At 63.8% G+C, this 13,482-nt stretch carries 2 protein-coding genes; both read left to right on the forward strand.

What is annotated here, in order from left to right:
* Window positions 1–13: 13 nt before the first annotated feature.
* Window positions 14–11,593 (forward strand): filamentous hemagglutinin family protein, encoded by an 11,580-nt coding sequence (locus tag EV672_RS14840; RefSeq protein WP_133610579.1) that lies wholly within the window; start codon window positions 14–16, stop codon window positions 11,591–11,593.
* A 170-nt stretch (window positions 11,594–11,763) separates the two neighbouring features.
* Complete coding sequence (locus tag EV672_RS14845) at window positions 11,764–13,470, forward strand: DUF2341 domain-containing protein (protein WP_133610581.1); 1,707 nt, start codon at window positions 11,764–11,766, stop codon at window positions 13,468–13,470.
* Window positions 13,471–13,482: the final 12 nt, after the last annotated feature.

The raw sequence follows: 13,482 nt of genomic DNA on the forward strand, positions 1-13,482 counted from the left end.
CAGGAAGTCCATCATGAACAAGCACGTCCACCGCCTTGTGTTCGACCGCCGTCGCGGCATGCGAGTGCCCGCGCACGAGCACGCCCGCTCGGCAGGCAAAGCCGCTGGCGGCCAGACCCGTGCTGTGGCCTTGGTGAGTGCCTTGTCGCTGCTCGCGGCAACGGAAGGTGCGGTGGCGCAGATGAGAGCCGATGGGGCGGTGGACAGCACGGCGGTGACACGTCCCCAAGGCGCGGTGTCGGTGGTGCCCGCTGCGCGGCCGGTGTCTGAACTGGTGCGCTCCGCGCTGGAGTTGACGCAGGCCAACCTGCCCAAGTACACGGCCGATGGCAAGTGGGCGTTGAACACGGGCAGCTACACGGACCCCAAATTTTCTGACGATGGCAAGATCCTGACGCTGACGCAGAAGGGCACCACCATCGTCCTCAACTGGGACAGCTTTGACATCGCCAATGGCTACACCGTGCGTTTCGTGCAGCCCGATGGAGGTCGTGCACTGAACCGTGTGCACAACTTGACGCCTTCTGTCATCAACGGCGTGCTCACGGCGACGGGTGAGGTCATGCTGGAGAACACCGCTGGCGTGATTTTCGGCAACAACGCGCGCGTGGACACGCGCAGCATGGTGGCCACGGCACTGAAGGTCAGCGACGCTGCATTTGAGGCAGGCATCCGCAGCTACCGCAAGGGTCAGGCCTCGTTTGGTGGTGACAACACGGCCGTCAACGGCTTTGTGGCTGTCGAACGGGGGGCGCAGATTCGCTCTTTGCCGGGTGGCGATGTCATCCTGGTGGCGCCCCGTGTGGTCAACCAGGGCCTGATCGAAACGCCGCAGGGCCAAGCCATCCTGGCCGCTGGCAAGACCGTGTACCTGTACGCACCGCTGGACCTTGCTCAGCGCGGTTTGCTGGTGGCGATCGACAACTTTGACGAAGCAGCCCTCGCCACTGCGCCTGACCTGGGCAGTGTCGAGAACGCACGCGTCAGCAGTGACACCAACAGCGGCACCATCCGCGCAGACAAGGGCACCATCAACCTGGTGGGTGCGGCCATCCGCCAGAAGGGCACGCTCACGGCGACGACCGCGGTGAAGGGCCAGAACGGCGCCATCTTCCTGACGGCCATGAAGGACACGGTCACACGCACGCCGGAGAACGACAAGGGCGCACTGGTCCGCGTGGCCAACAACACGGGCACCGTCGAGCTGGGCGGTGGCAGCGTCACCGAAGTGTTGCCTTCGGTTGACGGGCTGCTGCTGAGTCAGGCTCAGGTCAATGAAGGCAAGATTGGCGTCAGTCCGGACGAAGTCATGCGCGTGCGTGACAAGCCTGTTGCCCCCAAGACCTTGGCTTCCACGGCCACCGACGCTGAGAAGGCCCAATTCGCAGCGGACAAGGCTGCATACGAGGCCGATCTGAAGGTCTATGAAGCCTTGCTGCAGCAGGCCAGCGACACCTTCTACCGTTCGCGCATTGACATCATCGGCAAGGAAATCACCTTGCGTGCAGGCTCTGCGGTGCAAGCGCCGGCAGGCGAGGTCAACATCCTGGCGACCAGCAATTGGGCCACGTCGCCTCTGAACAATTCGCAGTCTGCCCTGGGCAAGGATGACAGCCGCATCGTCATGGAGGCAGGCGCCAAGGTGGATGTGTCAGGCTTGAACAACCTGCTGCTGCCCGCCTCGCGCAACCAGCTGCAGGGGCGCCTGTTTTCCATCGAGTTGGCAGACTCCCCCCTGCAGCGCGATGGCGTGATCTACCGTGCAGACTTGCTGGCAGACGCGCGTCGCCGCATCACCATCGGTGACGTCACCGGCCTCTACAACGACATCCGATACAGCGCAGCCGAGTACTCGACCGCCGGCGGCATGTTGCGCATGCAGGCTCAGGGCGCGATGCTTCTGGACGCGGGCGCCAGCATCGATTTCAGCGGCGGCAAGGTGACTTACGACGCAGGCACCCTCGTGTCTTCGCTGTTGCTGCGCAATGGCGCTGTCGCGCGCCTTGAAGATGCCAGCAAGGACCTGCGCTACTCCGAGCTGATCTCCGACCCCAGCAGTGCCACCGAGGATGAACTTGCCCGCCTCGGGTTGGCCGACCCAGGCGTGACCGCGCCGAATGTGCTGGAGTCGCAAACTGTGGGCATGAGCGCAGGTGTTGCCCTGATGTCGGCCCCGGTGATGTCACTGGGTGCCACGCTGAATGGTGGCGTGACGATGAGCGATGTGCAGCGATTGTCCACCGATGTGGCTGAGCGCGACAAAGCCTTCAACACCAGTATCACGCTGGGGGCGGTGACCGACTTCTCCCGCGTGGTCAACCGCTCTGCCGCACTCACAACACAGCCTCATCTGTATGCCTCGCTCAAGCCCACCGCGGGTTTGCTGGTGCTGGGCCAACACCATGGCACGGTGTCCAATGGCGTGGAGGAGCGCACGGTCCAGTCTTCCATCCAGGTCACGACCAGTGGCTTGAGCCTGCCCACGCTTGCAAGCGCCTGGACCACGGAAAGTTGGCAACAAACCTTGGCGCAGGTGGGCACAGACCTGAAGGTGTCGGCCGCCTTGATCAATGCGGCTGGTCTTGCAGGGCTGACGTTGCAGGCTGACAAAGTGAGCATAGGCTCAGCAGTCCAGGGTGACTTGCCTGCGCTCAGCTTGGCGTCGGGTGGCAGCTTCGAAGCGAATGCCTTCTCCGGCGTACAGGTGGATGGGCGCATCGCCTCGGCCGGCGGTGCCATCTCGCTGTTGGCACGCAAGGAGGGGGCTGACGTGGTGCTGGGCAGCACCGCATCGCTGGATGCTGCTGGCACGGTGCGCGATGAGCGGGTGAGTGCTGCGCCCGCCAACGAAGGTGTTGCCCGCAAGGGGGGCACTGTGACCCTGCAGGCAGCACGAAGCGTGCTGGCCGCAACCGGCAGTGACATCGATGTCTCTGGCGCCGCGTGGCGTTCCAGCGGTGGCGCCTACGTGCAGGGCACGGCGGGTGAGCTGTCGATTGCTGTCAACCAACAGTACCTTGACAAAACCAGCGCTCCGGCGGGCACCTTGTCGCTGGGCAGCACCCTGAGTGCTTATGACTTCAGCGCTGGCGGCACTTTCACGCTGAAAGGCATCCCCGCCTTGGTGATTGGCGGCACCCGCAAGGGTGCGTTTGCCATCGGCAACCAGCTGTTTGCCGACCGTGGCTTCGGCAAGCTGGACGTGACCACGATTGGTCACATCGACATTGCCAGCGGGGCTCTTGTCCAGCCCACGCTGGTCAACATGGTGCCCACCGCAGCGCGGCTGGCGGGCCTCACCGCCCAGCCCTACGAGCTCACGGTCCTGGAGGCTGGCCGACGTCAACCCTTCCGTTTGACGCTCAAGGCAGAGGCCTTGCCTGGGACCACCGCGGCGGACACCACCTCCGGCTTGCCCAACGGGGCCAACCTCACGGTGGGCCAGGGAGCGTTGATCGATGTCGGCATTGGCGGCGCCATTGACCTGAGTGCGGGCGGCAGCATTGAAATGGACGGCACCTTGAGGGCGCTGGCTGGCAACGTCAGTCTGAAGTTGCTCGGTACACGCGGTGCGTCGGCCACGGACACAAGCGCGTTTGAGGCCCAAGGATACTTGAAGGGCCAGCGCATCCACCTGGACAACGATGCGCTGATTGATGTTTCTGGCGTGGTCAAAAGCTACCTGATTGACGGTGGCCTTGCTGCTTTCCTGGGGCTGGGTCAGCGTGAGGTGGGTGAAGTGCTCTCCGGTGGCACGGTCACCTTGGGTGGGAGTGATGGTACGGCCACGCGCGGTCAGCTCATCATGGACAAGGACGCCACCATCCGTCTCAATGGCGTCAGTGGTTTGCTGGACCGCAGCGCGCTGCCGGGCAAGAGCCTGATCAGCGCGGGCGCGGGTACTTTGAACATCATGTCCACCGACGGCTTCCAGTTGCTGGGCAAGGTGGAGGCGGCAGCACCGAATGCGTCTGTGTCGGGCGGCACGATCAACATTGCGCTCAGCCAAGAAGGCTTGGTGGACCGCACGGATCCGGCCTTGGTTGCCGAGGATGGCGTGGAGTTCAAGAAATATCCCGAAGGTCAGCGCAGCATCCGAATCACTGGCAGCCAGGCGCAGGCCGTGACATTGGCTGAATCGGGGCTGGGATTTGGCGAGGGCGTGGTGTCGGCCGAGTTGCTCAACACCTCGGGCTTTGACCGCATTCAGTTGCGAGCCGACCAGAGCGTCCAACTCAATGCGGGTGCCAATTTGGTGGCAGCGGACAACCGCACAAGGTTGCAGTCTGTTGTGCTCAATGCCTCGGTGATCGACGTGGCCGATGGCGCGGGACACACCATCCAGGCACACCAAGTCAGCATGGGCCCCAAAGGCAAGCCGGGTGATGCGCTGCCTGTGGCACTGCCTCAGGTCACGGCAGCCAGCAAGCGTGCGGCGGCCGGCGATTTGGGCGGCACCGGCTCCCTGGAGGTGCAGGCAGGTTTGATCGAGGTGGTGGGCGACACGGCGGTGCTGGGCACCGACAAGCTCACGCTCAATGCCACCTTGGCGCCTGCAGCAGCGGCATCGCTGGGTCGCACCAATGGTGAGATCCGCTTTGTGGGTCAATCGTCTGCGAGCAATGCGGCCTTGACGGGACAACTCAGCTTCAGCGGTGAGTTGAACTTGGTGGCGGGACAGGTGTATGCGACCACGCTGTCCAAATTCAATGTGAAGGGTTATGACACGGCCGGCGCCGACATGAAGGGCACTTTGAACATCCTGACGCCGTCCGCAGGGATCAGCAGCAGCCAGACACCGTTGTCCGCCCTGGCTGCTTTGAACCTGCGTGCCAACAGCATCACGCTGGATGGCACCGTGCGACAGCCCTTTGGCAGCATCGACGTCGAGGCCAACACACTGACCCTGACCGGTCGCGCCGACTTGTCGGTTTCCGGTGATGGCACCAAGGTGCCCGTGGGCACCACCCTCAACCAGACGCAATGGGTGTATGGCACCCAGGGCACGGTGACGACCACAGGCACCGCCGCCAACATCGCGCCCAAAGACAACGCCACGGCCATCGACCTGAGCCAGCTGCCGCTCAACAAGCAGATCACGCTCAATGGCAAGACACAGCTGAAGATCGACAGCCAGTCTGCCGTGGACGTGCGTGCCGGTGGCGACATCGTGGCCTCCGAGTTCAAGCAAGGCGTTGGCGGCACCACCGACACCTACCTGCGCAAGAACGTTTTTGCTGTGCTGCCCAACTACAGCTATGACTTTGCGCCCACGGATGCCGACATCGGTGCCACCGCGCAGAAGGTGGGTTCTACCCTGAGAGCCGGTGACCAGATCACCATCGCCACCGACAACGGCGTCTTGAAGGCTGGCACCTACACCCTGATGGATGCGCGCTACGGCATCCTGCCCGGCGCGGTGCTGGTCAGCGCCACAACCTTGCCCGTGACGGCTCCCCTGCCTGTCGCCGTGCAGAACGACGACGGCTCGGTGATCGTGTCTGGTCATCGCAAGGCCACAGGCACAGCGCAGAGCGGCGGTGGCGATCAACGCCTGGCGCTGACCCTGGAGCCCGAGGCAACCTTCCGCAAGAAGTCCGAAGTCATCCTGACCTCGGGCAACGCGTACCAGCAACAACAGTCGGTCCGAAGCGGCAACACCCTCTTCAACCCAGGAGATGCCGGACGTGTTTCGCTGCTTTCTGAGAAGGCATTCGATTGGGCTGCACGCTTCAATTTCTCTGGCAAGGCTCAAGAGGGTTTGAGCGCGGGTCAGTTCGACCTGTCCATGCTGAACATGGTGGTTCAGGCCGACCCGTCACAGGCGGGGCCGACAGGGGCCAAGAGCGTCAGCCTGGATCAGCTCAACGCCCTGGGTGCCGACAGTGTGTTGCTGGGTGGAAAGCGCACCACTCAGGCCGATGGCAGCATCAAGGTTGAACGCAATGCCAACAGCATCACGTTCCAGGCTGATCTGGATGCGAATGGCGCTCCTGTCGTGGGAACGGCTGAGGCGCCGCGCAATGTGCTCAGCACGGGCGGTGAGCTCATGGCCGTGGCAACCCGTGAACTCACGGTCGAGAATGGCTTGACCATTGTGTCCACCGGGGCAGACACGGGTGCATCGCGGCGGTATGAAATCCAGAACGCGGGTGCTGCGCTGCAGGTTGGCAACTTGGCCAACACCGACATCAGCGTGGTATTCAGCGACGGCGCTTTGACGGAGACCGCACAGGGCAACCTGACGGCTGGCAAGGACGACAAGGCCGGCAATGTCAAGCTGCAGGGCAACTCGGTACAGTTGGACGCCACCCATGTGTTGTCCGTGGCCCAGTCCACCGAACTCATCACGCGATCCTTGAGCCTGGGCGGCCAGCGCGTGGCCGTTGGCGCAAGTGGCGAGGACGAGCTGGACGATGCCACGCTCTCGGTCAGCGACAAGTTGCTGACCGCAGCCAACAATGCAGACCGTCTCAAGCTGCGTTCTTACACGAGCATTGATTTCTATCGATCCGTCGAGCTGGGCTCCGATCAGATGACCCGACTGTCGCTGGACGCGCCGCAGTTGCTGGGGCGCGGTACCGCGGCAGACACGGCGGTCGTTCGTGCTCGCGAGGTGGTGCTGGCCAACAGCTCGGGCCGCAAGGCGCCAACCCAGCAGGTGACGGAGAACGGCAACTTCGTGACGAAGGCTGAGTTGGGGGCATCCGCGCTGCTGGTGAGCGCCAAGCCAGTCCTGCGCGATGGCAAAACGGGTGGCCTGACCATCGCTGCCTCCCTGACGGCTCAGCAGAGCGCTGAGGCGCAGGCGGGACAGCGCCTGGCCTTTGGCAAAGGCACGCTGCAAAGCGCCGGGGACATCATCTTCTCAGGCCGAGGCCAGACCGTGGCACAGGGTGACTTGACCCTGCGCGCAGCCCGCGTCACCGCGGACAGCACGTCCGATCAGACCGTCGAAGCCACAGGGGCACTCAACATTGAGAAAGCCCCAGGCGGTAAAACGCTGAACGAGTCCCTGGGCGCCGGCGGCAAGGTGGCCCTGGCCGGAGCGACCGTGACCCAAGCAGGCCTCATCGACATCGAGGCTGGCCGGGTGAGCATGATGGGCGCGGGGGTGACTGGCCAGACCGACACCGTCGTTTTCGCTGAAGGTTCCGAGACGCGCGTGGATGGTCGCACCCTCAAGGTGTCAGACACTCACGCCGTGGCATCAGGTGGTGGGCAGATCACGGCCCAGGCCCGCACGGGCCGCATGGTGATCGATGGCGCGCTGTCAGCTGCCGCAGCCGCGATTCCGGAGGGGATGACGGGCGATGCGCCATACGCTGGCACCGTCACGTTGAAGGCGGCGGATGCCGTGGTGATGGGTGAGAAAGCGGCCATCAATCTGGAAGCCAGCAGTGGCAAGGGCGGCAATCTGAATGTCGATGCCGGCAAACTGCTGCTCGGTGACAGTGCACAGGCCGCAGCGCTGGCCAATGCCAGGGTCGCGCAGAGTGGTCTGGACAAGCTGATGGACATCAGCCGCAACGCCAGCGGCAATGCGCACCGCGCCGTGGATGTGCGCGTGCGCGCCGATGACCTCAGCCTCAACACGTCCGTCAAGGCTGCCATGGTGGCCCTGACGTCGGACAGCGGCAAAGTCACTTTGGGCGGGCAGTCCAAAATCGACGCCACGGCCCTGCAAGGTGGTGTGGTGCAACTGCAGGCCAAGGGTGACCTGACCCTGCAGACCGGTGCGCAGGTGTTGGCCCAGTCCACGCGTGCGGGCGCCAACGGAGGGGACATCCTCCTGTCCTCCACAAGCGGCCAAGTGCTTTTGGGCAAGGCCACGGTCAAGGCTGACAGCGAGGGTGACACTGCCGATGGCCGCATCGTCATCCGCGCAGGCCAGACCCAGGATGCGGCTGGCAACTACACCGGCGACGTGAATGTGGGTTTGCTGCCTGCAGGCGCAGCCGATGCAGTGGATGACAAGCTGACGCTGCAAGCGGGTCAGATCGAGATCGAAGCCGTGCGCGTGTACAAGGACGCGGCTGACACTGCAGTCAACGCACAACACACCAGCCTCATCGCTGGGGTCAGCAGTGGCCAGGCCTGGGGTCTGACCACCCTGGTCGAAGACGCTGCCAAATTCGCCACGGACACCAACAAAGCCAAAGTTTTGAACAATCTGGGCTTGAGCAACCGTCCTGAGGTGCACGTCAAGGCCGGTGTGGAGGTGCAAACTTTGGGCAACCTCACGGTGGACAATGGCACCACCGAGATCACGCTCAACACGGTGAGGGCAGGTACAGAGCCGATCACGCTCACCATCCGCTCAGCAGGGGACATCAATGTCAACAGCACGGTGAGCGACGGTTTCACCGCGGCCAGCGGCATCCTGAGCACCGCGGCCGGTGACGCCACTTCCATGCGCTTCGTGGCCGGTGCAGACACCTCGTCGGCCAAGCTATCGGCCACACAGGCTGATGCAACAAAGGGGCACTTCACGCTGGCGGGTGGCAAGTTCATCCGCACCACGGCAGGTTCCATCGACGTCAACGCTTCGGGCGACGTGCGCTTGATGGCGCCGACGCTGGCGACGTCATCGGCCATCTACGTGGCGGGCCGGACGTCGGCCCTGGCCAGCAATGAGCGCGTCACGTCCAACCCGTCTGCCAACGCCAGGTTCACTGAGCGCGGTGGGCGCCTCACGGTGGCGGCGGGCGGCAACGTTGGCAGCTACTTCCTCGACAGCGACAATGCCAACGCGTTGACCCAGCAGCAGGTGGCCCAGATGACGGGCAACTATTTCTTCCACGGTGGCACGACGGCTATTCCGGTGGCTTGGTGGACGGGCTTCAACGCTTTCCGCCAGGGCTTTGGTTCTTTCGGTGGCGGCAACATCAGCGTCACTGCAGGCAATGCCGTGAGCAACGTGGCGGTGGTCGCACCCACGAGTGCTCGCACGGTGCAGGTGGTGGATGCCGCAGGCAAGGTGTTGCGCACGGAACTCAAGGAGCTCAACGGCGGCAACATCGAGGTGCTGGCCGGTGGCGACATCGACGGCGGTGTCTATTTCCTGGGCCGTGGCCAGGGACGCATTGCGGCCGGTGGTTCGCTCAACCGAGGGGCGGACCAAGTGTCGGACAAGCTCGTTGATGGCGTCGTCCCTCGTCCTGATGGCACAGTCGTCTATGAGCCTGGCGCCATGTTGGGCTTGATGGCTGGCACTTGGGATGTGTCCGCTCTGAAGGACCTGAACGTGTCCTACATCTTCAACCCGACGGTGCTGCCTTTCCGCACCAACGGTCAGAGTCCGTACAACACCGGCAACATCACCAATGCCGCCTCGGGGTTGAATGCCAACAATGCATCGGTGTACTTCACGTACGCCGCAGACGCTGGCGTGACCCTGACCTCTGTGCAAGGCAGCGTGAACTGGGAAACCAATGCCCAGGCGCTCAATTTGATGCACAGGAACGCGGACGCCACGTCAGCCGCCGCTGGCATTGGCTTGACTCCTACAGGCGCGGCGGCGTCGACATTGGGCTCGCTGGCCAGCGTGGCGCCGCCTGTGGTCAGCATCAACAGCCTCCAAGGCAATGTGCTGATCAACACGGCCGGTCGTGCTTTGGCAGAGGAAAACGGCACCATACCGAGCACCAACGGCATTGCGGTGCAACCCATTTACGTGATGCCGACCGCCAAATCGGACGTCAACATCTACGCGGCCCAAGACCTGGTTCTGCAGGGCAATTTGCAGCTCTTGGACGCCCAGCAGGCGCAGCTGGGCTTGCCCAGTATGACGAAGCCTGCATTGGTGGCTGGCAACACCACCACGCTCACCAGCAACAACATTGCAGCGCTGAACAATAACTTGCAGCCAGGCTCCAGCACGACGGTGACCTCTGCCAACGGCCTGCGCGTATCGAGTGATCTGGATGTTCTGAGTGCAACGACCATCAGCGACCTGGGGCAGGCCGCCAACGCCAAGGTGGTGCACGTTTACGCCGGGAGGGACATTGTTTTTGATACCAAGACAGATGACGGTCTGGTGGTCGATCCATTCTTGCGCAGCAATCGGCCGATGGAGTTGGTGGCGGGTCGTGACATGGTCAATCCTGCGGTTATCGGCCAGAACTTCACAGAAGACGATGTGACCCGCATCGCGGCAGGCCGTGACATCACTGGTGGCACCACCACCAGCAGCCAGATATTGCTGGGCGGGCCCGGTGCCTTGCGTGTCGAGGCGGGCCGTGACATCAACCTCAACCAGTCGCTGGGTGTGGTTGCGGTGGGCAATGAGATCAACACTGCCTTGCCCGAGCAGTCGGCCAAGATCACACTGTCTGCAGGCAATGCACGTACCGTCAACCTCTCGCAGTTGTTGGCCCAGCACGGGGCTGACCCTGCCTTGCGCTTGGCCATGAACGCTGCGCTGGAAGCCAGCAAGCTGCCTGTGCCTGGGGGCGCGGACAGCTGGGCGGCGCTCGGCTTCGAGGCTGCCCTGTCCGCCTTCAGCGGGCTGACAGACGGGCACCAGGTGGCTGCAGTGAGCCAATACCTCAATGCGGTCTTCGTGGCGCGCTATCTGCCTGACCAGGCCGGTCGTTCCGACGCTTACTACCGCTCTGACGCTTTCCTGCGACTCAAGCAGGAGGCCATGTGGAAGGAGGCCATCAGCCTGGCGGGTCAAGCCGTGGCCATTGCCGTGTCCAGCAACGCGGCGGAGGAAGCCACTCGCGCAGCGCAGCGCAAGGCTCTGTTCGCGCAGGCTGCCGGTGTGGTGGACCTTGCTGGCTTGGGCGCCAGCTTCAATCGCAGCGGTGACATCAACCTCTCCAATGCCAAGGTCCATAACCTGGGTCTGGGTGGCGGCACGCAGTTGGGACAAGTGGACAACAGCCTGGGAGGCATCGATTTGGTCGCGGCTGGACAAGTCACCGCAGGCCTGCCAAGCGCCGATGCGAGGAAACCCGGTGGCTTCATCAACTTCCAGGGTGGCAGCTTCCGTTCTTTGACGGGTGGTGACTTCCTGGCAGAAGACCAGAAGGTCATTGTGGTGGGACGTGGCAACCTGTACATCTACACGCTGGATGGCAGCATCGACTCGGGCAAGGGCTCCAACACGAGTGCGGCCAAGCCACTGCCTGTACGCGTGTTCGACGCAACGACCGGCCGCGTGATCACGCAGGGCCAGCCGCCGACCTCGGGCAGCGGCTTCCAGGCGGTGGGGGCGCCCAGTGACGTGGAAACCGTGATCGGCTTGTACGCACCCAACGGTGAAATCCGCGCCCTGGACGCCTTCATCAAGGGCAGCAAGGTCGAGATCGCTGCACCCAAGGTGGTTGGCGCTGACAACATCGCTAACGCCACTGGCACCACGGCCCCACCGCCGCCAGTGGTCTCCTTGAGCCTGACGCCCAAGGTGGCTGATACGGCAGCGGGCGTGGCGCAGGCGATCGATGCTGGTGACGCACGCGGCCGAGACAAGGCGTCCTCGTCGATGCTGACCGTGGAGCTGTTGGGCTTCGGTGACGGCAACGCCACAGCGGCTGGCGCCGCCGAGCCACCCAAAGAAAAAGACAAAGACAAAGAAAAGCGCTGATCCCGCCGAGGGCCAGGCCCTGATCCAGGGGGGAGCCCCCCGGATCCCTCATTTGTGAATGTTGCGTGACTGGTTTTTGGGGTGCATTGATCCGTATGGATTCAATGCATTCCCTAACCAGGACACATGATTTTTCAATAATCCACTCTCTTTTCTTCACCGGTCTGATCATGAAGATCAAGCGCATCCTCACTTCGACGTTGTTCGCAGCAGCAGTTTGTCTGCCCACCCTGGCGCAAGCTTGGTGGAACGCCGATTTCAAGCACCGCACCAAGGTGGTGTTGAACACCACCGCCCAAGGCGTGGAAACCAAGGAAGCCCTGTCGGGTGTGGTCGTGCCGGTGCGCTTGCACTCGGGCAACTTCGACTTCCTGGGCGCCAAGCCGGACGGCGCCGACCTGCGCGTGGTGGCCGCTGACGACAAGACCCCGCTGAAGTACTGGGTCGAGCGCTTCGACGGTGCCAATGAGTTGGCCGTGGTCTGGGTTCAACTGCCCAACACCCTGCCCGGCACGGACAAGAACCTGGTCCATGTGTATGCCGGCAACGAAGCCGCTGCCGCCGAGGCCACCAGCCCCGCCATCTTCGACGGCGCCATGGCCGCGGCCATCACCTTCGCTGGCAAGACTGGCGAAACGGCCGATGACGTCAGCGCCCAGGTCAAGTCCGCAGGCCCCGTGGCCCGCGAGAACACCGGCCTGATCGGTGTGGCCGCCAAGCTCGACGGCCAGCCCCTCACCTGGACCTCCGACAAGCTCAAGGCCGGTGGCACCGGCCCCTACAGCGTGAGCCTGTGGTTCAAGCCCGAAGCCGTCACGGGCACCTTGTTCAAGCAAGGCCCCCTGTCGCTGGCCCTGGCCAATGGCAAGGCCACCGCATCGCTGGGCGCCGCCACGGCGGTTGGCGGTGAGCTGCCGACCGCTGCCTGGGCCCACCTGGCCGTGACCGTGGGCAACGGCAAGCTGACCTTGTACGTCAACGGTGCCCAGGCCGCCCAGGCCGATGTGCCCGCGACCGTGGCCCCCATCGAAGGCGCCCTGTCGGTGGGCCAAGGCATCACTGGCCTGGTGGACCAACTGGAAGTCGCTGGCACCGTGCGCAGCGCCGACTGGGTCAAGTTCGCCCACGCCGCCCAAAGCGCCGACGCCAAGCTCGTGCTGTCCACCACGCAAACGCCTGACACGGCCGATGCCGACGCGGGCCACGGCGAGAAGGGCCACTTCGCCATCCTGGTCGAGAACCTCACCACCGACGCCTGGGTCGTCATCATCATCCTGGCCATCATGTTCGTGATCGCCGTCTGGGTGATGTACGACAAGGCCGTGCTGGTGGGTCGTGCCGACAAGGACAACCTGAAGTTCCTCAGCAACTTCCGCAGCGCCAAGGACGTGCTGTCCGTGGGCACCACCGACATGAAGCACTCGCAGCTGGCACGCCTCTACAACGCCGGCCTGCGCGAGCTGAACAAGCGCGACGTGGGCAAACCCGGCGCGGCCCCCTTGTCGGGTGCTTCGCTGGACGCCGTCAAGGCCGCGGTCGATGCCGACCTGATCCGCGAAAGTCACACCCTCAACAGCAAGATCGTGCTGCTGACCATCGCCATCTCGGGCGGCCCCTTCCTGGGCCTGCTGGGCACGGTGGTGGGCGTGATGATCACCTTCGCGGCGATTGCCGCGGCTGGCGACGTCAACGTCAACGCCATCGCCCCCGGCATCGCGGCTGCGCTGCTGGCCACCGTGGCCGGTCTGGCCGTCGCCATCCCCGCGCTGTTTGGCTACAACTACCTGGCCGCGCGCATCAAGAACATCTCGTCCGACATGGGCATCTTTGTCGATGAGTTCATCACCCGTGTCGCCGAGAACCACGGTGCCCGCTGAGCGCGCACAAGG

Origin of the sequence: Aquabacterium commune, assembly GCF_004362855.1 — a bacterium.
GTDB lineage: Bacteria > Pseudomonadota > Gammaproteobacteria > Burkholderiales > Burkholderiaceae_C > Aquabacterium > Aquabacterium commune.

Bases quoted from the DNA above. Each gene is read 5' to 3' on its own strand.
- EV672_RS14840 (WP_133610579.1), top strand. From the start codon at position 14: ATGAACAAGCACGTCCACCGCCTTGTGTTCGACCGCCGTCGCGGCATG.
- EV672_RS14845 (WP_133610581.1), top strand. From the start codon at position 11,764: ATGAAGATCAAGCGCATCCTCACTTCGACGTTGTTCGCAGCAGCAGTT.